Below are 22599 nucleotides of genomic sequence, written 5' to 3' on the forward strand. Positions count from 1 at the left end.
GCTTAGCCCTTGTAGGCCTAGCCCTTTTAAACCTGGCCCTTTAACGTGGCCACCAGTTGTTCAGGGTCAAGCCGTTCAATAGCGTAGGGTAGCGGCAGTAGGGTGATTGCGTTGCCTTCCCAGTAAAGCGGTATCGCTTCTTCTGTCGCCTTGGTATTCATCACTGCCAGTAGCTCCACACTATCATTATCGCGCCTTACGCTTGCAACGACCTCGCCCATGGCTTTATCCAGCTCGGTTTTTATGCTGGCGCCTGTCTCGGGTAGCGTTGTCGATGTCAGTTCAGCGTGAACCAAGCGTTTTTTAACTTGTCCACGAAAGTGTGCTCGGGCTACCACTTCCTGTCCTGTGTAGCAGCCCTTTTTAAAGCTAATGCCCCCTAGTGCTTCCCAGTTCAGCATTTGAGGCAGAAATTGATTCTGCTGAGCCTCTGAGAGCCAGGCAATTCCGCTGCGAATGTCGGCAAGTTGCCAGGCAGCCTGCTGGGCTTCGTCGTCCACCACCTGTTGAGAGGATGCCTCTGTCGTTGTCTCAGTCGTGCAAAACAGCCAGCGAGGCATTTTCCCGGCCACGCGTACAACGCTTGATTGTTCATTAACGCTTTGTGCGTATGGTTGTTCAGGAAGGGTTAATCCCAGTGACTCAGCTAAGGTGCCTGCTGCTTTGCTGGCGCCAATAAACGTGATGTTTGTGTTATGGATCAATTCAGCTCGATAAAACGCGGCAAATTTTTTTAAATGGGCCGCCAGCGAGTCGGCAAGAGAGACACTAAGGATAAGTCTAAAGTGTTCAGCGTTAAGGCGTAGCAGCTGACCATTGGCGAGCATTCTTCCTTTGGGTGTGCAAAAACACGTAAGAGGGGCAAACTCGCCATCCGCTAAACTTACCTGAGCGCTTGTTTGGCCCTGCAGGAATTTTTCAGCATCTGCCCCTGTTACATCCAGCGCTGCCAAGTGATGAAGGCGCACATTGTCGGTGATCGCAGTAGAGGGGATAACCGTTGCCATATAGACTCCTGATGAGTAGCTGATCGCTGAAAGTAGGATTAGGACGCCGCGCTTCTCAACCTGTGGGCTAATGATACTAATTGCAAGGTGTAATAGCGTGCTAGAATCTTTCTGTTGTATCAGTTTTGCATAAGGTTAAGTGAGGAGGGTAGCGTAATGGCACAACAATCGTTAACGTTTCAAGGCGTAAAAAACGCTGATCAAGTTAACAAGATTACCACGGCGTTGATGATGTTGGAGGGGGTTGATAGTGCAGAGGTAGGTCGCCACGGCGCAGATGTGGATGGCCGTGTTAAACGTGAGGCACTGATCAACGCTGTAGAGAAGCTCAAACTGGGAGTGAAAGTATCCTGATGCATCCGCCTATTACGGTAATCAGCCAGCGTAACCATGTATTTCGCCAGCGTATTGAGGTCGATAGCCTGGAGGCCCTGTATGCCGATGTTCCCACTCTGGTTGGAGGCGAAGGCAGTGCGCCCGACCCACATGACTATTTCGATATTTCTCTGGGAACGTGTAAGGCCATTACGGTGCAGATGTATGCCAAGCGCAAGAAGTGGCCGCTTACGGCGATTACTGTCACGGTGCAGCGGGACGACAGTGAGGAAGCGCATGGAACTTATAAATTGAATGTAGCGTTAACACTGCATGGGATCAGCGACCCGGAACAGCGGGCGCGCCTGGAAGAGATCAGCCATCGCTGCCCCATCCAGCGCCTGATGACGCAGGCAACTGTCGATATCACTACGCACGTTATTTAACTTTTCATTCAGGAGCAATGATGAGCAAAGAGTTTCGGTTACAGTCGAAATTTAAGCCTGCCGGTGACCAGCCAAATGCGATAAAAGACTTGGTAAGTGGCTTGGAGTCAGGACTTGCCCATCAAACGCTGCTGGGGGTAACCGGGTCGGGCAAAACATTCACCATGGCGAATGTGGTTGAGCAGCTTCAGCGCCCGACCATTGTGATGGCACCTAACAAAACCCTCGCGGCTCAGCTTTATGGAGAGTTTAAGTCCTTCTTTCCGGATAATGCTGTCGAGTACTTTGTTTCGTATTATGACTACTATCAGCCCGAAGCCTACGTACCATCATCGGATACGTTTATCGAAAAAGATGCCTCTATCAATGATCATATTGAGCAGATGCGTCTCTCGGCAACCAAGGCGTTGCTTGAACGTCGTGATGCGCTCATCGTTGTTTCCGTTTCTGCTATTTACGGGTTGGGTGATCCCGACCAGTACTTAAAAATGCGTCTGCACTTTACCCGCGGCGAGTTGATTGATCAGCGTGCCTTTTTGCGCCGTTTGGCAGAGCTTCAATACACCCGCAATGACATGGACTTTCGTCGAGGCACGTATCGCGTGCGCGGTGACGTCATTGATATCTTTCCTGCTGATTCTGATGAGGATGCGGTACGGGTTGAACTGTTTGATAACGAAATTGACACTATTCGCATTTTTGATCCGCTAACCGGGGACATACGGGGCCAAGTCCCGCGCATGACAATTTACCCCAAGTCTCACTATGTGACGCCGCGTGAAACCATTTTAGGCGCGATTGACTCAATAAAAGATGAGTTAAAAGAGCGCCTTGAATGGATGCGCAAGCATGAACGCCTGGTAGAAGCGCAGCGCCTTGAACAGCGTACGCTTTACGATATCGAGATGATGCTGGAGCTGGGTTACTGCAATGGTATTGAGAACTACTCACGCTACTTGTCCGGGCGTGCGCCTGGCGAGCCTCCGCCCACGTTTTTTGACTACCTGCCTGACGACGCGCTGCTGTTTATTGATGAGTCTCACGTCAGCGTGCCTCAGGTGGGCGGTATGTATAAGGGTGACCGTTCACGTAAAGAGACGTTGGTAGAGTATGGTTTCCGCTTGCCTTCGGCGTTGGATAACCGTCCCATGAAATTCGAGGAGTGGGAATCCATTGTTCCTCAGGCTATTTTTGTTTCGGCAACCCCGGGTAAGTACGAGGCCGAGCATGCCGGTCAAGTCGTTGAACAGGTTGTGCGTCCTACGGGGCTGCTGGATCCTGAAATTGAAGTTCGTCCGGCCAGCACTCAGGTAGACGATCTGCTTTCCGAGATAGGCTTGCGTACTGCCGTCGGTGAGCGCGTACTGGTGACAACGCTTACCAAGCGTATGGCTGAAGATTTAACAGAATACTTTGATGAGCATGGGGTACGTGTTCGCTATTTGCACTCCGATATCGATACCGTCGAGCGGGTAGAAATTATTCGTGATCTGCGCCTGGGCAAGTTTGATGTGTTGGTAGGTATTAACCTGCTGCGCGAGGGGTTGGATATTCCCGAAGTTTCGTTGGTGGCGATTCTGGATGCTGACAAGGAAGGCTTCCTGCGTGCAGAGCGCTCGCTAATTCAGACCATTGGACGCGCGGCACGTAACGCCCACGGTAAAGCTATTTTGTACGGTGATCGCATTACCGACTCTATGCGCAAAGCGATTGATGAGACAGAGCGTCGTCGGGCCAAACAGCAAGCCCACAATGAAAAGCATGGTATTACGCCAACCACCGTGACGCGCACCGTGGCAGATATTCTGGAGGCTGCGCAAACCCCCGGCAAAAAGAGCAGCCGCAAGCGTGGGTCCGAGCGTAAGGTGGCAGAAGGTGCCGGTGATTATGATATCGCCAGTATGGGGGCGCATGATTTGTTAGCCGCTATCAGCAAGCTGGAAGACGCAATGTTTGAGGCAGCGCAGAATCTGGAGTTTGAAGAAGCAGCGCGCCTGCGCGATCAACTGCATCAAATGAAAGAAAAACAGCTGGCGCTAGGATAGAGATATGCCAGAAGGTCCCGAAATCCGCCGGGCAGCCGAGCGCATAATTAAAAAATTTATACCGTTATCTTGTTTGGATTGTCAAAACATCACTATCAAACTCATTCAATGGTAGTTAAGAAATCGTAGAAGCTGCCGCTTGGGGATCAATACGGTATACTGCTTGCACGCTTAAACGGCTATTTCCACCTTCGTTAAAGTAGCCGTAGACAAGACGAAAACCAAGGAGCTGTTACTCCATGACCGTGATTCGCCAGGACGACGTGATACAAAGCGTTGCCGATGCTCTGCAGTATATCTCTTACTATCATCCTAAAGATTTTATTGATGCCATGGATGCAGCATATAAACGAGAACAAAACCCGGCTGCAAAGGATGCTATCGCGCAGATTTTGATTAACTCAAGAATGTGCGCCACTGGCCATCGGCCTATCTGCCAGGACACGGGTATTGTGACCGTCTTCGTTCATGTAGGCATGAACGTTACCTGGGACGCGGATATGAGCCTGGACGACATGGTCAACGAAGGTGTTCGCCGCGCTTACCAGTTGCCCGATAACGTGCTGCGTGCATCCGTGCTGGCAGACCCGGACGGGAAGCGCCAAAACACCAAAGATAATACGCCGGCTATTATCCACCACAAGCTGGTGCCGGGTGACAAGGTCGACATTCACGTTGCGGCAAAAGGCGGCGGTAGTGAAGCGAAATCGAAGTTCGCGATGCTTAACCCCTCTGACAGCGTTGTCGATTGGGTCATGGAGCAGCTTCCCAAAATGGGGGCAGGGTGGTGCCCGCCGGGCATGTTGGGTATTGGGATTGGTGGTACGGCTGAAAAAGCGATGCAAATCGCAAAAGAAGCACTGCTTGACCCTATTGATATTCAGGACCTGCAAGCACGTGGCCCGAGCAACCGCGCTGAAGAACTACGGTTAGAGCTTTTTGATAAGGTCAATAAAAGTGGTATTGGCGCTCAGGGTCTCGGCGGCCTTACCACGGTGTTGGACATAAAAGTAAAAGATTACCCGACCCACGCGGCGAATAAGCCGGTTGCGATCATTCCTAACTGTGCGGCAACTCGCCATGCGCATTTCACGCTGGATGGCTCAGGCCCTGCAGCGCTTGACCCGCCGAAGCTGGAAGACTGGCCAGAAATTACCCGTGAAATGGGTGATAACGTGAAGCGCGTTAATCTGGATACCGTAACACCCGAAGAAGTTAAAACCTGGCAGCCAGGTGATACGCTGTTACTGAATGGAAAATTACTGACCGGTCGTGATGCTGCTCATAAGCGCATGGTGGATATGCTGGCGAAAGGCGAGCCACTGCCTGTTGATATGAAAGGCAGGTTTATCTATTACGTTGGCCCAGTTGACCCGATACGTGACGAAGTGGTGGGGCCAGCAGGGCCCACAACGGCGACGCGGATGGATAAATTCACGCGCACCATGCTCGAAGAAACCGGGCTTTTGGGTATGGTTGGTAAAGCGGAACGTGGCCAAGTGGCCATAGACGCAATCCGCGATAACGAGGCTGTCTACTTGATGGCGGTGGGTGGCTCGGCTTACCTGGTCGCTCAGGCAATTAAAAAATCCCGGGTCGTTGGTTTTGAGGACCTGGGGATGGAAGCCATCTATGAGTTTGAAGTAGAAGATATGCCGGTCACCGTAGCGGTTGATAGCCAGGGCACTTCGGTTCATCAAACCGGACCGGCCAAATGGAAGGAGATTATTGCTCAAACGGCATAAGGCAGTCTGTGCTGTGACGAGTGATTAAATTACAGAAGCCCCGTTCATACGGGGCTTCTGTGCATTGAGAACCATAGCGATACCCTGTTTGAAATATCCATACGTTTAATGGAGATGTAGGTATGGTCTCTTGGCTGCTAGGGACAAGCATTATGCTGATACACCTGTTAGGGGTGATGTCGGCGATCATGGCGCTAATGTCTAGCCGGACATCACAAGGCGCCATCGCATGGATTATCTCTCTTCTTACCTTTCCTTATATCGCTTTACCGGCCTATTGGTTCTTTGGTCGGCCGCGCTTTTATGGATACGTAATGGCCCGTGGGGAGCGCGATAGCGTGTTAAGGCGTGTGCTTGCTCGCTACCAGGAAAGCTCCTTACCTTATTTAGTCCCGTTTTCTAATTCTGATACACAAGCAGTAGAGCAGTTGGCCATGATGCCTCTCACTCGGGGCAATAGCGCTGAGTTGCTTATTGATGGTGACGCCACGTTCAATAGCTTGTTTAACGGTATTGATGAAGCAGAGCACTATTTACTGCTGCAGTTTTTTATTGTGCGAGATGATGCGCTGGGCCGCCGTCTTCAACAGCACTTGCTGGGTGCGGTACGCCGTGGGGTACGGGTGTATTTTCTTTACGATGAAATTGGTAGTCGCAAACTCAATGAGGGTTATCTTCGGGAACTGGCCGCAGAAGGCGTAGAAGTCAGCCCGTTTCGCTCCTCAAGAGGCTTTAAACATCGTTTTCAGCTCAATTTTCGTAATCACCGCAAGGTAGCTGTTGTCGATGGTAAGCGGGGTTGGTTAGGGGGCTTTAATGTAGGGGTTGAATATCTGGGCCAGGATCCACGCCATGGGCCTTGGCGAGATACGCACCTGGTACTGGAAGGGCCCAGCGTATTGGGGCTACAAGAAGCTTTTTGGGAAGATTGGCACTGGGCAACGGGGGAGGTCACCAGCTTGAATTGGCAGGCGGAAAGCCACCCTAATATTGATCAGAATGTTGTTATTGTCCCTTCAGGCCCCGCGGACAAACAGGACACAGCCAGCCTGTTGATTCAGCAATTGATTCATAGTGCAACGCATCGACTATGGGTCACCAGCCCCTATTTTGTACCCGACCAAGGCGTTCAGGATGCGCTACGCTTGGCCGCCATGCGGGGAATTGACGTACGAGTGATGATTCCCGAGCGGCCAGACCATCTGCTGGTATTTCTCTCGGCCTTTGCTTTTTTGGCCGATATGTTAAAAGCAGGTGTTAAAATATACCGTTATCAGCCTGGGTTTCTGCACCAAAAAGTAATTCTGATTGATAATGATGCCGCCACCGTAGGTACGGTAAACTTGGATAATCGTTCATTTCGCTTAAATTTTGAAATTACAGCGTATATTCCTGACACCATATTTGCCGCCGAAGTGCACACCATGTTGGTGAAAGACTTTAATGATTGTCGGCGTATCACAATTGATGAAATTCAACAGCGTCCATTATGGAAAAAAGTAGTATCACGGGCGGCGTATTTAATGTCGCCTGTCCAATAGCAATAATCGGCAAAGGAGTGTTGGGTGAATCTTGAAACAAAATGGCTAGAAGATTTTGTCGCACTTGCGAATACACGCAGCTTTTCAGCGTCTGCCCGCCAGCGTCATGTTACTCAACCTGCTTTTAGCCGCCGCATTCGAGCACTGGAACAAGCCATTGGCGTAACCCTTGTTGACCGCTCAACAACCCCCGTAGGGCTTACGTCAGAAGGGCAGTTGTTTCTGGTGACAGCGAGAAACCTCGTTGAACAGCTTAACGAGTCATTAAGTCATTTGCGTGGCTTGTCGATTGCCAATGAAGCACTTGATATTGTGGCCGCCCACTCATTGGCATTAAGCTTTTTCCCCCCTTGGATATCACGCCTTCAGAAAGGCCTTGGAGAGTTGCCAACGCGTTTGGTCGCCATGAATGTAGGCGAAGCGATCCACGTGCTGCGTGAAGGTAATTGCGATCTCATGCTGGCCTATTATGACCCCTTTGCCACTATGCAGTTGGATGCCGAGGTTTTCCCGTCCTTCTCGATAGGCAAGGTCAATATGCTGCCCGTCTCGCTACCCGACGAAACGGGGAAACCCTGTTTTTCGCTACAGCAAGAGGCCTCAATTCCCTACCTGGCCTATACCCAGGGTGCTTTTTTAGGGCGCAGTGTGCGAATGCTGTTAAAGAATGACCCTTTGCGTATGAAATTACGTACGGTTTATGAAACCGCCATGGCAGAAGGATTAAAAGGCATGGTACTTCAAGGCATTGGAGCGGCGTGGATCCCGGATTTTTGTATTCGTGAAGAGCTCAAAAGTGGGCGCTTGGTCAGGGCCGGTGATGAAAGTTGGGACATACCGCTCGAAATCCGCCTTTATCGCTGCTCGTTGGTACACAAACCTGGCGTTGAGAAGCTTTGGCGTCAGATGATGAAGCTGCCCCGTGATTTTTTACAAGCGTAATGGGTTACGTTGACGTGCCGAAGTCAGCAGGCAGGCCAAGAAAGTTCTGAATAATAAAAAAATGGTCTTCGAACAGGCTGTCTGGCTCTAAATCAGCCAGTGCCACCCACCGCGCTTGGTCGCCCCCTTTCACAGGTTTTAAACGCGGTAGCTGTTGGTCTGGGCGTAGCGCAAAGTAGAAGGCTTCCGCTAGCGTGCGTCCTCGCCAGCTTCGGTGCGGCTCATCAAAAAGGCGTTGCCCACGTAATGACCCTTTTAGAACGGGCTCTGGTACTTTCAAGCGCAGCCGTTCCCTGAGCTCCCGCAAGCACGCATCCAGCAGTCGCTCATGAGGGTTAATGAATCCGCCAGGCAGCGCAAACAATCCTTTACCGGGTGCTGCATTACGGCGCACCAGAAGTACATGCCCGGATTGCACAACCACCGCATTCACGGTAACAAAAATAGGCGGGTAGGGAGCGTGTGACCAGGCTTGATGGTACTGATCCAGTAGCCGTTGCTCTTCCAGTAATTGTTGATAGGCGCTTGCGCGACAAAATTCGCTAACGCGACTGACCACGCCGGGCGGCAGGTCATGATAAGCCCCCGTGCTCAAATAATCGTCTGAAGCGCTTGGCGATCGAAACAGTCGTTCACGAATCTGGCTGGCTGAAATGCCTTCAATCAGCGGAACGCTGACGGATTCCCACTGCGGAAACAGAGACAAGTAGTAGCTTGACTGACCACGGCTTGCACCAATCAAACCAATGCGTGGTAAACGAATATTAGCCGGTGCGGCTAAGTCTCGTACCTTTCGCTGTACATCTCTTACCCAAACATCATCGTTATACAGAGCATCCAGCAGCGGCGTGATTTCTAACCGCTGGTTATCAGCATCATCAAACCCGGAACGAATCATTGCCTGGCGCTCATCAAAGCGCCATGGGTTTCTCAGCGAGCGCGCCTGCCATGCAGAGCCTACCAATACAATGACCTGACGTGCCTGATTAAGCGCTTCACGGATAACGGCCAAGTGGCCTAGGTGAGGAGGCTGAAAACGCCCAATAAATACCAAACAATCAAAGGTGTAATCAGGCGTAGAGCATCTTGCATCAAGGGCCATGGTGCTTCCTTTAACATTTGGTCAAATAACAGCGTCATTATGAAGAGAGCGGTTCAGCGGTGCAATCTGGCGAAGGCTACGTACTGCACCCGTATTGGGTATGCTGCTAAGCTATTGCACATAAAGGTATCCATCAATGACGCAAGGGACCGAATATGACTAAAGACACCCTCACTTTTTGGTGGAAGGTGGTTCAGGATGCAACGAAGCTATGGTTAGAGCGTCATGCGTTTAGCTTCGCGGGCTCATTAGCGTTTTATACGCTTTTTTCATTAGCCCCTACTGTCATTATTGCCGTTGCGGTTATCGGTATTGTCTTTGGTGAAAACGCTGCTCAGGGTCAAATCGTGGCCCAGCTGCAGGACTCACTGGGTACCGATGTGGCCTCCGCGATTGAAGAGGCCGTTATCCACTCTCGGTTCGAAGAGTCTGGTGTATTGCCTTCTGTGTTAGGCGTTTGTGCTTTGTTAGTCGGTGCAACAACCGTCTTTGCGCAAATGCAGCTTTCACTGAACACCATTTGGGGAGTGATCGCCAAGCCGGCCAGTAACAGCTTGTTTGTATTTATAAAAACGCGCTTTTTATCGTTAATGGTTGTCTTTCTCATTGGTATTATTCTATTAATTTCGTTGGTATTAAGTATTGCTTTGCGAAGTATCCTGCAAATGGCAGGTGATCTTGTCCCGCTCGCCGGTTATACCACGACACTATTGGACTCTCTTGTGTCACTTGGCGTCGTTACCTTGCTGTTTGCGGCTATTTTCAAAGTGTTGCCCGATGTAGTGCTGCGTTGGCAGGATGTCTTAACCGGGGCTGTTGTCACGGCCGTACTGTTTACTATCGGCCGCACCGTGATTGCGATTTATCTCACCTATACCGCGACGGCATCGACATACGGTGCTGCCGGGTCGGTGGTGATGGTATTGCTATGGGTGTATTACTCGTCGCTTATTTTATTGTTTGGTGCCGCCTTTACACGCTCGCTTTTACTACGTCGAGGCAGAAAGCTTATTCCGCGAAACAGTGCCGTTCAGGTTAGGCAGGAAGTCTTGGAACCAGAGGCGTTTACGCCCAGGATAGCAGGAGACGAATAGTGTCAGCGTGTTGCATAAAAGCCTTGGTCAGCGGAAAAGTGCAGGGCGTAGGGTATCGCCGTGCCGTTCAAAAGCAGGCGTTACCGGCGGGAGTAACCGGTCATGCCAAAAATCTGGCGGATGGTCGGGTTGAGGTGCTTATGTGTGGCGAGCGCCATCATGTAAATATGCTAGGTAAGTGGCTTTGGCAAGGCCCTGCTAATGCGCAGGTAACCCATATCGAATATGAGGCATTAGCCCAATGCCACGCTCCTGATGCCTTCACGATGCATTAGGCTAATATTTATTTTAGGCTTACTGGGCGTGCTTCCAATGAGCAATATTATCCGCCGTTAGAGCGATAATGTTTTGGCGCGCTTCTGGCGTTACCCATGCATTGTGCGGGGTGACAATCAAATTGAGCGGTTCATCCAGCGCTGCCAATAGTGGATGTCCCTCCCTCGGTGGTTCTACAGGAAGCACGTCTACCGCTAACCCGCCGATACGCCCTTGGCGTAATGCCTCAAGCGCCGCTACTTCATCAATAATGCCACCGCGAGCGCAATTTACGAGCAGAAGGGACGATTTAGCCTTGGCCAAGCGCTCTTGGTTAATAAGGTGCTGTGTCTCAGCATTAAGCGGGCAGTGTAGGCTGATAATATCGGCTTCAGGCAGCACGTCATCGAGAGAAGGGCGTGCGTCGTTAGCTTCATGACCGGGGCGTGCCGTAAAGGTCACCTGAAGGCCAAAGGCCTCCGCCAAGCGCGCCACTTCAGTTCCCAGTTCGCCCTGGCCCACCATCACCAGCCGCTTGCCCGCTAACTGTAGCGTTACGTGGTCCTGGAGGCAGAAAAAGTCGCTTTGCTGCCAAACACCTTTGGCGACTTCCTGTTGGTATAGAGGTAGCCGGTTTGCCAGGTTAAGTATCAGCATTAATGTGTGCTGAGACACGCTTGCCGTGCCGTATGCCGCAACATTCTTAACGCTGATATTAAGTGCTTTTGCTGCCTCAAGGTCGATATTATTTAGACCAGTAGCCATGACACAAATCAAGCGAAGCGAAGGCAGCTGTTTTAACGTTTCCGCATCCAGGACCACCTTGTTTACTAATGCGATGTCAGCATTTTCCAAGCGCTCTTTAGCTTGTTGCGTTGTACTTTGATCGAAGACATCCAGTTGAGTAACCGCACCGCGAATAGCGCTTAAATCTATTTGAGGCCCAAGACTTTTCGCATCCAACATGACCGCATGAGGCATTTTATTCTCTCCAGTTGCTGCCTGGGCTTGTTAACCTTGCTCGGCAGGGGGCACAAAAGGGTATAATATTGACGCTTTATCAACCGCAGCCTTGGATTTTATATCGACAGGCTACATATTCGCAGCTGGCTGCGTTTATATTCGACAATATTCTGTCGTCGTTGAGCTTTCAGGAATTATCAACATGCCTATCTATGAATATGAGTGCAAGGCCTGCGGCCATCGCATGGAAAAATTACAGAAAATCAGCGCAGATCCGTTAAAAGAGTGCCCTGCGTGCAATCGTAATGACTTGGCGCGGCTTGTATCCGCGGCAGGGTTCCGCCTGGCGGGCGGTGGTTGGTATGAAACCGATTTTAAAACGGGAAGTAAAAAGAACCTGGTCGCTGATGCAAAAAGCACAACGGCTAACAGTGCTAAAAGCGATACTACTTCCACGTCAAAAGACTCTGCAGTTTGACTGTAGCGGTCGGGGCCTGGTTGGCCCAAGACACCTTATTTGCCACGAAACAGAACAGGATTTGACATGCGCAGCCATTATTGCGGCCAGCTAAACGAGACATTGGTAGATCAAACGGTCACCGTTTGCGGATGGGTACACCGTCGTCGCGACCACGGCGGGGTAATTTTCCTCGATATGCGTGACCGTGATGGCATTGCGCAGTTTGTGGTAGACCCGGATACTGCTGATGCATTTGCCAATGCTGATCGTGCGCGCGGTGAGTATGTTCTGCGTATTACCGGCCGCGTTAGGCTGCGCCCAGAAGGTACCCAAAACCCCAATATGCCCACCGGCATGATTGAGGTGCTAGCCAAAGACGTTGAAGTGCTGAACACCGCGGCCACACCGCCGTTCCAGCTTGATGAGCATGGCAAGGTGGGTGAAGAAGTTCGCCTGAAGCACCGCTATATTGATCTGCGTCGCCCCGACATGATCGAAAAACTGCGTCTGCGCTCGCGCATTTCGCATAACGTCCGTGCGTTCCTGGAAAATCAGGGCTTTCTGGATATCGAAACGCCGATCCTAACGCGTGCGACGCCCGAAGGCGCCCGTGACTACTTGGTGCCTAGCCGTACGCATGCGGGTAGCTTCTTTGCACTGCCTCAGTCTCCACAGCTCTTTAAACAGCTGCTGATGGTGGCGGGCTTTGATCGTTACTATCAAATTGCCAAGTGCTTCCGTGACGAAGACCTGCGCGCCGACCGTCAGCCTGAGTTTACTCAGATTGATATCGAAGCGTCATTTGTCGAAGAAAACGACATCATGGGCATCACTGAAGACATGATTCGTCAGCTCTTCCAGGAAGTGCTGAACGTTGAACTGTCAGAATTTCCGCGCATGACCTGGCAAGAAGCTATGGACCGTTTTGGTTCAGACAAGCCGGATCTGCGTATTCCGCTTGAACTGACCGACGTTGACGACCTAATGAAACAGGTCGATTTCAAGGTTTTCTCTGGCCCCGCCAGTGCCGATGATGGCCGAGTAGCCGCGCTTAAAGTACCGGGCGGTGCCAAGCTCTCGCGTAAGGAAATCGACGAATACACCAAGTTTGTGGGTATCTATGGCGCGAAAGGGTTGGCTTGGATCAAGGTCAATGAGCGTGCCAAAGGACTTGAAGGGCTTCAGTCGCCTATCGTCAAGTTCATGGAAAACATCGTTGAAGAGCTGCTTGATCGTCTTGGCGCAGAAGATGGCGATATCATCTTCTTCGGTGCTGACAAAACGCGCATCGTTAACGAAGCCATTGGCGCGCTGCGCGTTAAGCTGGGTGCTGATCTTGATCTGTACACCCAAGCGTGGGCACCGCTGTGGGTGGTCGACTTCCCGATGTTCGAGGCGGATGACAATGGTCGCTTAAGCCCGTTGCACCACCCGTTCACCGCGCCGTCCTGCTCGCCGGAGGAGCTCAAGGCTGACCCGGCAAAAGCGCTTTCACGCGCCTATGATATGGTGCTCAACGGTACCGAGCTGGGTGGCGGCTCTATCCGTATCCATAATCAAGACATGCAAAGCACGGTGTTTGAGATTCTGGGTATTGGCGAGGAAGAAGCCCAGGAGAAGTTTGGCTTCCTGCTGGATGCACTTCAGTACGGTGCACCGCCTCATGGTGGTTTGGCCTTTGGCCTGGACCGCTTGGTGATGTTAATGGTCGGTGCCAACACCATTCGTGAAGTTATTGCCTTCCCGAAAACGCAAAGCGCCGCTTGCTTAATGACGGATGCACCTGGTGAGGTTAGCCCAGATCAGTTGAAAGACCTTAATATCCGCTTGCGTCAAAAAGCCAAGCCTGAAGCAGCCAGCGAGTAAGCCTGGCGCTATTTGATGTAACGGCTATGAGTTGCACAATGGCTAAAAACACCGACGCCCCGGCGTCGGTGTTTTTGTATCATTGCTTTTTGTGGTGTGGAATTTGTAACCTTGAGCGGATAAACGTTAATGGATAAAGCAGGCGCTGCGTTACCCGTGCGCATATTAGGCATCGACCCTGGGTCACGAATTACTGGCTATGGTGTTATTGATCTTGTCGGTGTTAAACCCAGCTATGTTGCTAGCGGCTGCATTCGCACCTCAGAAGGGCCGCTGGAGCAGCGTTTGGCGCAAATATACGCAGGACTAAGCGAAGTAGTAGGTTTGTACAAACCCACAGATACTGCGATAGAGCGCGTTTTTATGGCTAAAAACGTCGATTCAGCGCTAAAGCTGGGGCAAGCGCGCGGTGCTGCGTTGGTATGTATGGCAAACCACGGGCTAAGCGTCGCCGAATATGCCGCGCGGCGTATCAAGGAAGCGGTAACCGGGCAGGGAGGCGCAGATAAAGAACAGGTTCAGCACATGGTGACCGCGCTTTTAACGCTGTCTGCCACACCCCAAGCGGACGCGGCAGACGCCTTGGCCATCGCATTAACCCACGCTTATACCAACAATTCAGTTTCCAGTACGCCTCGTGGGCGCGGGCGGCGCGCCTCTACAGGGCGCTGGCGACTCTAACGACCACTGGTCACTTGTACAGAGTAGCATTATAGTAACCGTCTGTTTTTACTATCGCGAGCGTATTTATGATCGGACGTCTAAGTGGCTATTTGCTGGAAAAACAACCGCCCTGGATCGTTATTGACGTTCATGGCGTGGGTTATGAGCTTGAGACTTCAATGAATACGCTTGTCTCGCTTCCTGCGTTAGGCGAAAGCACATCTCTGTATACTCATTTAACCATTCGTGATGATGCCCACCTGCTGTACGGGTTTGCGCGGCAGCACGAACGCGCTCTTTTTCGGGCGCTGATTAAAGTCAACGGTGTAGGTCCCAAGCTAGCATTGGCGATCTTGTCAGGAATGGATGAAGACGCCTTCATGCGCTGTGTTCGTGATGATGACAGTAAGGCGTTAACCAAGCTGCCTGGTGTTGGCAAGAAAACCGCCGAACGACTTATCATCGAAATGCGTGACCGTTTTCCCGAATGGGAGCAAGGTGCTGACGCGCCGCTTGCCCTGGAAGGCACCAATGGGCAACCGAGCCGTAATAACCTGGCCGATGCCGAGTCCGGACTCGTTAGTCTGGGCTACAAGCTAGCCGAAGCCAGTAAAATGCTCTCAGACCTTGACCCACAGCAATCGGCAGAGGCCTTGATCAAGGCAGCGTTAACACGGCGAATGAGCGGTTGATAGCGGTCGCCGTTTTGCCGTCACCCAGTGCAAACAGATCGCCAGATATTCAAAAAGAGCATCTATGTTAGAACATGATCGGTTGATAGCGGCTGAACCAGAACAGGGAGAGGGGCGGATTGATTATGCCATTCGCCCCAAGCGGCTGGATGATTACATCGGCCAGCCACGGGTTCGCGAGCAGCTTGAGATATTTATTGGCGCAGCCCGATTACGCGAAGAGAGCCTTGACCATACCCTTGTATTTGGCCCACCAGGGCTAGGTAAAACCACTCTGGCCAACATCATTGCAACGGAAATGGGCGTAGGGCTTAAGTCAACGTCTGGTCCCGTATTGGAGCGTGCAGGCGACTTGGCTGCCATGCTGACCAACCTTGAGCCAGGCGATGTCTTGTTTATCGATGAGATCCATCGGTTATCGCCCGCCGTTGAAGAAGTCCTTTATCCCGCCATGGAAGACTTTCAGCTGGATATCATGATTGGTGAAGGACCCGCTGCGCGATCCATCAAGCTGGACTTGCCGCGTTTTACGCTGGTGGGGGCGACGACCCGCGCAGGTCTTTTAACAGCACCGCTACGTGATCGGTTCGGGATCGTTCAGCGGCTTGAGTTTTATAATCTCGAAGAACTCACTGAAATTGTGACCCGTTCAGCTCGCCTGTTGGGTGTAAAAACCAACCATGAAGGCGCGGTTGAGGTTGCCCGGCGCTCCCGAGGGACGCCACGTATTGCCAATCGCTTGCTGCGCCGAGTGCGTGACTACGCAGAAATTAAAGGGGATGGCACCGTAGACGTGGCATTGGCGGATGCGGCGCTTAATATGCTCAATGTGGATCACTATGGTCTGGACCACATGGACCGGCGGCTGCTGCTCGCGATGATCGATAAGTTCGAAGGCGGACCGGTAGGCGTCGACTCTCTCTCGGCCGCCATTGGAGAGGAGCGCACAACGATAGAAGATGTCATTGAGCCGTATCTTATTCAACAAGGGTTGATGATGCGCACGCCGCGTGGACGTACCGTTACGCGTCAGGCATGGCGGCACTTTAACCGCGTTCCCAACGAGCACTCGGTTGATATGGAGGGGGAGCGTCGCCCATGAGTACTTCGTTTTCAATGCCTCTACGTGTTTATATGGAAGATACTGACGCTGGTGGCATTGTCTACTACGTTAACTACTTGAAGTTTATGGAGCGAGCGCGCAGTGAGTGGCTGCGCGAGCAAGGACTCAACCAGCAAACGTTACTAGACGAGGGCACGCAGCTAGTGGTATATCGCTTAGCCTGTCACTATGCGAAACCGGCTCGCCTGGACGAAGCGCTAGAGATAACCGCACGGGTCATTGATATAGGGCGATGCCGAGTAACGTTTGAGCAGTTTGTAATGCGCGGTGAGGAACTCCTATGCAGCGCGACAGTCGAGATAGCGTGCTTGAGCGCTGAACGGATGCGGCCCAAAGCCTGGCCCGCTTTTTTTCAGTCCCAGCTACAAACGTTAGCGATTTCTTAACACTGCGGTTTCGTAATTTAGAGACCACTACTTGTCGGGCTTGACCGACAATCATTGATTGATGAGGGCACCTGTGAACGATAACACCATGTCCATCCCGCACCTGATTATGAATGCCAGCACGGTTGTACAGCTGGTAATGCTACTCTTGGTGGTGGGGTCAGTCCTCTCTTGGGTGGTGATTTTTCAGCGCAGTATTGCGCTGCGCCGTGCCAAGCGGGAATACGACCAATTCGAAGAGTCGTTTTGGTCAGGTGTCGACTTAAACGAACTTTACCGAGAAATACCAGCTGATGACCCGCGCCATGGCGCCGAACATATCTTTCAGTCTGGGTTTCGTGAATTCAACCGACTAATGCCAAAAACTCACAATGCCGACACCGTGCTTGAAGGTGTGCAGCGCAGCATGCGCGTTGCCTGGTCACGCGAAGAAGACCGTCTGACTCAACACCTGGTGTTTTTGGCAACGGTTGCCTCTGCCAGCCCCTATATCGGCTTGTTTGGTACCGTCTGGGGCATCATGGGCTCTTTCCAGTCCCTTTCAATGACCCAGCAAGCGACACTGGCAACCGTAGCACCCTGGATCGCCGAGGCACTCATTGCGACCGCTATGGGGCTTTTCGCGGCTATTCCCGCTGTTATCTTCTATAACCGCTTATCTAACAGTGCGTCTCGCTTACTCGGTAAATATGAAGACTTCGCCGAAGAGTTTCACGCTATCTTGCATCGTAATTTGCAAGGCCGTGATGGCAAGCCTAGCGCCAGTTAAGGGAGTTAGCCATGCAAGGTCCGTTCAATCGCAGCGGCAAAAGTAAGCCGATGGGGGAGATTAACGTTGTCCCCTTTATCGACGTTATGTTGGTACTGCTGGTCATTTTTATGATTACCGCTCCGATGCTAACGCAAGGCGTTCAGGTGGATTTGCCTCAGGTGTCATCCGAACCGATCGATACTCAGGACAGTGACCCGATCATTATTTCGGTGGATCGTGAAGGTAGATATTTTATTACGCTGGGTGAGGATTCAACCGCCGTTTCGCTGGAGCAAATATCAGAACGCGTTTCGGCCATATTGCAACGTCGCCCGGGCACGCCCGTCATGGTGCGTGGCGACCAAGGCGTACAGTATGGACAAATTATTCTACTCATGAGCACGCTCCAGCGCTCGGGCGTTGAAAACGTAGGACTGCTTTCAGAGCCACCGCAAGATGAGTAAGGGCAAGCCGCAAGTAACCGTTGCTGCGCCGCATGACCCGCAAGACGTTGGCTACACATTGCCAATCATCCTCGCGGTCGCTGTGCATTTGGCTATTATTGTTTTTAGCCTTATCAATTGGCCCAGTTCAACCCCGGAACCTGACTCTTCATCCATTGTTCAGGCCACGTTTGTGAGTACCGAGACGTTCACAGATCAGGCCCAACAGGTAACTGAACAGCAGGCGGCAATGAACAGCTCAACTGAACCTGTTCCTGAGCCGGAGGTCGCTGAGCCAGAGCCGGATAACCAAGAGGCCGAGCAGCAGGCTGCCGCTGAAGCTGAAGCGCAGGAACAAGCTTTGGAAGAAGCCCAAGCCGCAGCAGAAGCCGAAGCGCAACGCCGCGCTGAGGAAGCCGAACGACTAGCGCAAGAACAGGCGGCGCAAGCTCAAGCCCGTGAGGCAGAAGCCCAAGCAGCGGCGGAAGCAGAGGCCCAGGCAGCGGCTGAAGCAGAAGCCCAGGCAGCGGCCGAAGCAGAAGCCCAGGCAGCGGCCGAAGCAGAAGCTCAGGCAGCAGCCGAAGCAGAAGCTCAGGCAGCAGCCGAAGCAGAAGCTCAGGCAGCGGCCGAAGCAGAAGCTCAGGCAGCGGCCGAAGCAGAAGCCCAGGCAGCGGCTGAAGCAGAAGCCCAGGCAGCGGCTGAAGCAGAAGCTCAGGCAGAAGCCGAGGCAGAGCGTCAACGTGAAGCTGAAGAGCAGCGTGCTCGTGAAGAAGCTGAACGCCAAGCTGCTGCCGCAGCGGAAGCCGCTATGCAGCGCCAGTTAGAAGGTGAGGCGGAAGCAGCAGCCAATGCACAGCAAGCGCAGCAGGCCGCCAATAGCTTTATCAATATTGTGCGTCGAGCGGTTGAACAGGCATGGTTGATCCCACCTGGAGCAAGCGACTCATTGAGTGCTACGCTACAAATACGTTTAGGCCCTTCGGGCGAACTACTTGCAACGTCAATTGCTACATCTAGTGGCGACAGTGCATTTGATCGATCTGCCATGCAAGCCGTTGAACATGCTGCACCGTTTGGTGAATTAAGAGATTTACCTGCGGAACAGCAGCGGAACTTACGTCAATTTAATCTGCGATTTACCCCGGGGGATGTTCGCTGATGCAAAAACTAAGGAAAGTGTGGTTATTTTGCGTACTACTGCTAGTAAGTGGTTTCGCAGCTGCGAATGCAAACTTGACCATCGAAATTACACGGGGCAGCGACCAGGCATTACCCATTGGGGTGGTGCCTTTCGCAGGCAATCAGGGCATGTCGGAAGATGTTGCTCAAATCATTCAGGATGATCTTGAACGTAGTGGTCTATTTTCACCGCTAGAGCGTAGTGCCATGTTTGACCAACCAAGCCAAGCGGATGATGTTGAGTTTGGGACCTGGCGGTCATTGGACGTGCGTTATCTGGTCGTCGGGCGTGCCGAGCAAACGGACAACGGCTATCAGCTACAGTTTGACCTGATGGATGTCAGTGGCCAGCGCCGGATGATTGGCGAAACCGTCACAGCGAATGCCGATGATCTGCGTGGTGCGGCACACTATATCAGCGACCAGATATTTGAGGCGATTACTGATATACGCGGTGCTTTCTCAACCAGCATTGCTTACGTAACGGCCCAAGGGGTTGGCGATAATATGCAGTTCGGTCTCTATATAGCCGATGCTGATGGTCGCAATAGCCAGCAGGTATTAACGTCTGATCAACCGATTATGTCGCCCACTTGGTCGCCGGACGGACGCAAGCTTGCTTATGTTTCCTTTGAAACGGAGCGCCCAGCGATTTATATCCAGGATATCGCCACCGGTCAGCGTGTCATGGCAACATCCTTTGACGGTATCAATGGTGCACCCACGTGGTCCCCCGATGGTCGCCGTATCGCTATGTCGTTATCCAAGGATGGGCAGCCTGAAATCTATATCATGGATATCGCTAACCGCTCGGTAGAGCGCGTTACCGACAGCAATAGCATTGACACCGAGCCCGCTTGGTCACCGGATGGTCGTAGCCTGCTGTTCACCTCTGATCGTAGCGGCGGCCCTCAGATTTACCAGCTTTCGTTAGGTAGCGGCGAGACAAATCGCGTGACGTTTACCGGCAATTATAATGCCCGTGCGCGCTACTCTCCGGACGGCGATCAGATCTTTTTAATCCACCGTTCCAGCCGAGGATACCAGGTCGCGCGCCAGGATTTGGATGGAGGGCGGCTGGTCGTAATAAGCGATTCGATAAGAGATGAATCTCCTAGTGTTGCGCCGAACGGGACCATGGTAATCTTCGCTAACCAAGAGGGTAACAATGGGGTGCTAAGTGCCGTTTCTGCCGACGGGCGATCGTCATTCCGGCTTCCTGCTGCTCAAGGCGAAGTACGTGACCCCGCATGGTCACCGTTTTTAAACTAATGATCTATCGTGTTATTTTTTTCAGGCAAGGAGTCTGATTATGCAACTTAAGCCGTTGGCTCGCTCATTGGCCGTAGCGTTATCTATCGTAGCGATTGCTGGTTGCTCCAGCACCGGCGGAACCCAGGATGGGGATTCTTACGGAAGCCAGAATGGCAGCAGCACGGGCGCTGGCACTTCTGGTGCGGGTACCGGTGGTCAATATGGCTCTACTACCGGCTCAGGTACAGGCGCTGGTCAACAAGCTGACTCTCGCATTCCTGAAGTACGCACGATTTACTTCGATTATGACCGCGATGCTATCAAGAGCGAGTATGAATCTGCGGTAATGGCTCATGTACGCTACCTGCGTGCTAATCCGAGTGCCCAGGTTGTGTTACAGGGACATACCGATGAGCGTGGTACCCGGGAGTACAACATGGCACTGGGCGAGCGTCGCGCACGCGCTGTTCAGCGTTTCATGAATATCCAAGGCGTTTCTCCTTCACAAATGACTGTTGTAAGCTATGGCGAAGAGCGTCCGGCAGTAAATGGTCATAACGAAAATGCTTATGCCCAAAACCGTCGCGTTGTATTTAATTACTGATATTGACGGCGTGTAAACGGCACGCCGACTTTGTCTACGGAGTCGTCATGAATCACAGTCTCAAACGCTGTTTTGAGAGGCTGTGCGGTGCGGGAGCCTTAGTGCTCCCGCTGTCCGTATTGCCCCTTGCAGCTATTGCCCAGCAGCCGCTGGTCCAGGATCTTTCTTCCGGTAATTCCAGCGGATTTTATCAGCAGACTCAGCGTCAGGAAGCATCCGGTGGCAACCTTGTGCTGTTCAACCAGGTGGAAGCGCACACGCAGGAAATCCAACAGTTGCGTGGCCAAATTGAAGAGTTGCGCCATCAGCTTGAACAATTGCGTCGCCAATCGCAGCAGCAGTATCTGGATATCGAAGACCGCCTAATGAGCAGTGGATCTACGCCCATAGAGCAGTCTACGCCACAGGTTGAACCTGAGGCCGCTCAAGAAGTTATCAGTGCACCCTCAGCACGTAACGTGAGTGATGATGCCCAGGCGGACTATCAGGCTGCCTTTGCCCATGTTCAGGCACGCCAATTTGAAGAGGCAATTCAAGCGTTTGATGAATTCGTCACTGCTCATCCTGATACCAGCTTGACCTCTAATGGCTATTACTGGTTAGGTGAATTGTATGCCGCTGAAGGCCAGCTTGATAATGCCGATGCGGCCTTTAGCCGGGTTATTACCGACTTTGATAGCAGCAGTAAAGTGCCCGATGCCCTTTATAAACTTGGTTTGGTTAAAGCACGTCAAGGCGATGCAGAGCGCAGCCGTGAGCTGCTAGAGCAAGTGCGTGACGACTATCCGCAAAGTAGTGCGGCTGGGCTTGCCAATGATTTTCTTCGCCAGTCGGCTGGGTAATATCACGTTAAATGTTTGTTTGCAGGAAGTATCATGAGTTGCAAAATCGACTATCAAGCATCGCCGCAATTGCTTGAAAACCGTGTCGTATTGGTCACTGGAGCCGGCGATGGGATTGGTCGTGCGGCAGCGTTGCAGTATGCGCAACACGGTGCGACCGTTATCTTGCTAGGCCGTACTATCGAAAAGCTGGAGCGGGTCTATGACGAAATTGAGGCGTTAGGTGGGCCACAGCCCGCTATTTTTCCGCTTAATTTTGAAGGCGCAACGCTTAGTGACTTCGATGATATGGCAAAAACGCTCGATAAAGAATTTGGTCGTTTGGATGGGCTTTTGCATAATGCTGGATTGCTGGGCCGGATTACTCCCTTCGAGCAGTACGATGCTGAGCTATGGGAGCAGGTCATGCAGGTGAATATCAATGGCCCAGTATGGATGACTCAAGCGTTATTACCGTTGCTTAAGCAATCAGACGACGCCTCCATTATTTTCACCTCATCCAGTGTGGGACGCAAAGGGCGCGCGTATTGGGGGGCCTACTCGGTTTCCAAATTTGCCACCGAAGGGTTTGTTGAAGTGCTGGCCGACGAGCTTGAGCATCAAACCAATATCCGGGTGAATACCCTTAACCCGGGAGCTACCCGCACTCAAATGCGGCGAAGCGCCTACCCTGGTGAAGATCCTGCCACACTTCGAATGCCCAATGACATTATGCCGACCTATTTATGGCTAATGGGCCCCGATAGTGCCGGTGTTAGCGGCCAAAAGTTTGATGCGCAACCGCCGCGTGTTTGATTCTTAATTCTACCGTTAGGGCTTGAATGCAGCGCCTTTAAAAAAGAGCCTTTAAGAAGAGCCTTTAAGAAGAGCCTTAAAGCAAG

At 52.1% G+C, this 22599-nt stretch carries 24 protein-coding genes; 21 read left to right on the forward strand and 3 right to left on the reverse strand.

Annotated elements, in window-relative coordinates; all coding sequences use genetic code 11:
- Positions 1-26: 26 nt before the first annotated feature.
- Positions 27-1007: a CAF17-like 4Fe-4S cluster assembly/insertion protein YgfZ gene (ygfZ, locus tag ACT3TC_RS09660; protein ID WP_444639849.1), complete on the reverse strand. Its 981-nt coding sequence runs from the start codon at positions 1005-1007 to the stop codon at positions 27-29.
- Positions 1008-1163: 156 nt separating this feature from the next.
- On the opposite strand from ygfZ, the gene ACT3TC_RS09665 reads away from it, so the two are divergent.
- The 6 genes from ACT3TC_RS09665 (at position 1164) to ACT3TC_RS09690 (ending at position 8041) form a co-directional block, all read left to right on the forward strand.
- On the forward strand, positions 1164-1361 hold the full coding sequence (locus ACT3TC_RS09665) for a hypothetical protein (protein WP_087105479.1): 198 nt from the start codon (positions 1164-1166) through the stop codon (positions 1359-1361).
- On the forward strand, positions 1361-1768 hold the full coding sequence (locus tag ACT3TC_RS09670; RefSeq protein ID WP_192526950.1) for an OsmC family protein: 408 nt from the start codon (positions 1361-1363) through the stop codon (positions 1766-1768). The genes ACT3TC_RS09665 and ACT3TC_RS09670 overlap by 1 nt, the downstream gene beginning before the upstream one ends.
- A 20-nt stretch (positions 1769-1788) precedes the next feature.
- Positions 1789-3813, forward strand: a complete 2025-nt coding sequence (gene uvrB / locus ACT3TC_RS09675; RefSeq protein WP_444639850.1) for an excinuclease ABC subunit UvrB — start codon at positions 1789-1791, stop codon at positions 3811-3813.
- Positions 3814-4052: 239 nt separating this feature from the next.
- A complete protein-coding gene (locus ACT3TC_RS09680) occupies positions 4053-5558 on the forward strand; it encodes a fumarate hydratase (protein WP_444621728.1) in 1506 nt (501 codons plus the stop codon).
- Between the two features lie 122 nt (positions 5559-5680).
- A complete protein-coding gene (gene cls / locus ACT3TC_RS09685) occupies positions 5681-7099 on the forward strand; it encodes a cardiolipin synthase (RefSeq protein WP_444639851.1) in 1419 nt (472 codons plus the stop codon).
- A 24-nt stretch (positions 7100-7123) separates the two neighbouring features.
- A complete protein-coding gene (locus ACT3TC_RS09690; protein ID WP_087105473.1) occupies positions 7124-8041 on the forward strand; it encodes a LysR substrate-binding domain-containing protein in 918 nt (305 codons plus the stop codon).
- Positions 8042-8045: 4 nt separating this feature from the next.
- Here ACT3TC_RS09690 and ACT3TC_RS09695 read toward each other — a convergent pair whose 3' ends face one another.
- On the reverse strand, positions 8046-9143 hold the full coding sequence (locus ACT3TC_RS09695) for a bifunctional nicotinamide-nucleotide adenylyltransferase/Nudix hydroxylase (protein WP_444639853.1): 1098 nt from the start codon (positions 9141-9143) through the stop codon (positions 8046-8048).
- A gap of 155 nt (positions 9144-9298) precedes the next feature.
- Here ACT3TC_RS09695 and ACT3TC_RS09700 point away from each other — a divergent pair, with 155 nt between their 5' ends.
- On the forward strand, positions 9299-10237 hold the full coding sequence (locus ACT3TC_RS09700) for a YihY/virulence factor BrkB family protein (protein WP_192526953.1): 939 nt from the start codon (positions 9299-9301) through the stop codon (positions 10235-10237).
- Complete coding sequence (locus tag ACT3TC_RS09705; protein ID WP_444639855.1) at positions 10237-10512, forward strand: acylphosphatase; 276 nt, start codon at positions 10237-10239, stop codon at positions 10510-10512. Before ACT3TC_RS09700 ends, ACT3TC_RS09705 begins: the two co-directional genes overlap by 1 nt.
- Before the next feature lie 19 nt (positions 10513-10531).
- Here the strand turns inward: ACT3TC_RS09705 and ACT3TC_RS09710 are convergent, their stop codons facing one another.
- Positions 10532-11473, reverse strand: a complete 942-nt coding sequence (locus tag ACT3TC_RS09710) for a D-2-hydroxyacid dehydrogenase (protein ID WP_444639856.1) — start codon at positions 11471-11473, stop codon at positions 10532-10534.
- Between the two features lie 184 nt (positions 11474-11657).
- On the opposite strand from ACT3TC_RS09710, the gene ACT3TC_RS09715 reads away from it, so the two are divergent.
- The 13 genes from ACT3TC_RS09715 to ACT3TC_RS09775 all read left to right on the forward strand — a co-directional run bounded on the left by ACT3TC_RS09715 (position 11658) and on the right by ACT3TC_RS09775 (position 22513).
- Positions 11658-11933 (forward strand): FmdB family zinc ribbon protein, encoded by a 276-nt coding sequence (locus tag ACT3TC_RS09715; protein ID WP_444639858.1) that lies wholly within the window; start codon positions 11658-11660, stop codon positions 11931-11933.
- A gap of 66 nt (positions 11934-11999) precedes the next feature.
- Positions 12000-13781 (forward strand): aspartate--tRNA ligase, encoded by a 1782-nt coding sequence (gene aspS, locus ACT3TC_RS09720; RefSeq protein ID WP_444639859.1) that lies wholly within the window; start codon positions 12000-12002, stop codon positions 13779-13781.
- A 156-nt stretch (positions 13782-13937) separates the two neighbouring features.
- On the forward strand, positions 13938-14462 hold the full coding sequence (gene ruvC, locus ACT3TC_RS09725) for a crossover junction endodeoxyribonuclease RuvC (protein ID WP_444639860.1): 525 nt from the start codon (positions 13938-13940) through the stop codon (positions 14460-14462).
- 68 nt (positions 14463-14530) lie between these two features.
- Positions 14531-15136 (forward strand): Holliday junction branch migration protein RuvA, encoded by a 606-nt coding sequence (ruvA, locus tag ACT3TC_RS09730; protein WP_444639862.1) that lies wholly within the window; start codon positions 14531-14533, stop codon positions 15134-15136.
- 64 nt (positions 15137-15200) lie between these two features.
- Positions 15201-16238, forward strand: coding sequence for a Holliday junction branch migration DNA helicase RuvB (gene ruvB / locus ACT3TC_RS09735; RefSeq protein WP_172116606.1), 1038 nt, complete (start codon positions 15201-15203; stop codon positions 16236-16238).
- Positions 16235-16645 carry a tol-pal system-associated acyl-CoA thioesterase gene (gene ybgC, locus ACT3TC_RS09740; protein ID WP_172116607.1) on the forward strand — a complete coding sequence of 137 codons (411 nt, stop codon included), beginning with the start codon at positions 16235-16237 and terminating at the stop codon, positions 16643-16645. Before ruvB ends, ybgC begins: the two co-directional genes overlap by 4 nt.
- 73 nt (positions 16646-16718) lie before the next feature.
- A complete protein-coding gene (gene tolQ, locus ACT3TC_RS09745; protein WP_172116608.1) occupies positions 16719-17414 on the forward strand; it encodes a protein TolQ in 696 nt (231 codons plus the stop codon).
- 11 nt (positions 17415-17425) lie between these two features.
- Positions 17426-17860 (forward strand): protein TolR, encoded by a 435-nt coding sequence (gene tolR, locus ACT3TC_RS09750; protein ID WP_444639864.1) that lies wholly within the window; start codon positions 17426-17428, stop codon positions 17858-17860.
- Positions 17853-18998, forward strand: a complete 1146-nt coding sequence (gene tolA / locus ACT3TC_RS09755; protein WP_444639866.1) for a cell envelope integrity protein TolA — start codon at positions 17853-17855, stop codon at positions 18996-18998. Before tolR ends, tolA begins: the two co-directional genes overlap by 8 nt.
- Complete coding sequence (gene tolB / locus ACT3TC_RS09760) at positions 18998-20290, forward strand: Tol-Pal system beta propeller repeat protein TolB (protein WP_444639867.1); 1293 nt, start codon at positions 18998-19000, stop codon at positions 20288-20290. Before tolA ends, tolB begins: the two co-directional genes overlap by 1 nt.
- Positions 20291-20330: 40 nt before the next feature.
- Complete coding sequence (gene pal / locus ACT3TC_RS09765; RefSeq protein ID WP_172116612.1) at positions 20331-20876, forward strand: peptidoglycan-associated lipoprotein Pal; 546 nt, start codon at positions 20331-20333, stop codon at positions 20874-20876.
- A 47-nt stretch (positions 20877-20923) separates the two neighbouring features.
- Positions 20924-21718 (forward strand): tol-pal system protein YbgF, encoded by a 795-nt coding sequence (gene ybgF / locus ACT3TC_RS09770; RefSeq protein WP_172116613.1) that lies wholly within the window; start codon positions 20924-20926, stop codon positions 21716-21718.
- Positions 21719-21751: 33 nt separating this feature from the next.
- A complete protein-coding gene (locus ACT3TC_RS09775) occupies positions 21752-22513 on the forward strand; it encodes a YciK family oxidoreductase (protein WP_444639868.1) in 762 nt (253 codons plus the stop codon).
- The last annotated feature ends 86 nt before the right edge of the window (positions 22514-22599 follow it).

The sequence above is a fragment of the Halomonas sp. AOP27-A1-41 genome (assembly GCF_052378605.1).
GTDB classification, from domain to species: domain Bacteria; phylum Pseudomonadota; class Gammaproteobacteria; order Pseudomonadales; family Halomonadaceae; genus Vreelandella; species Vreelandella citrativorans.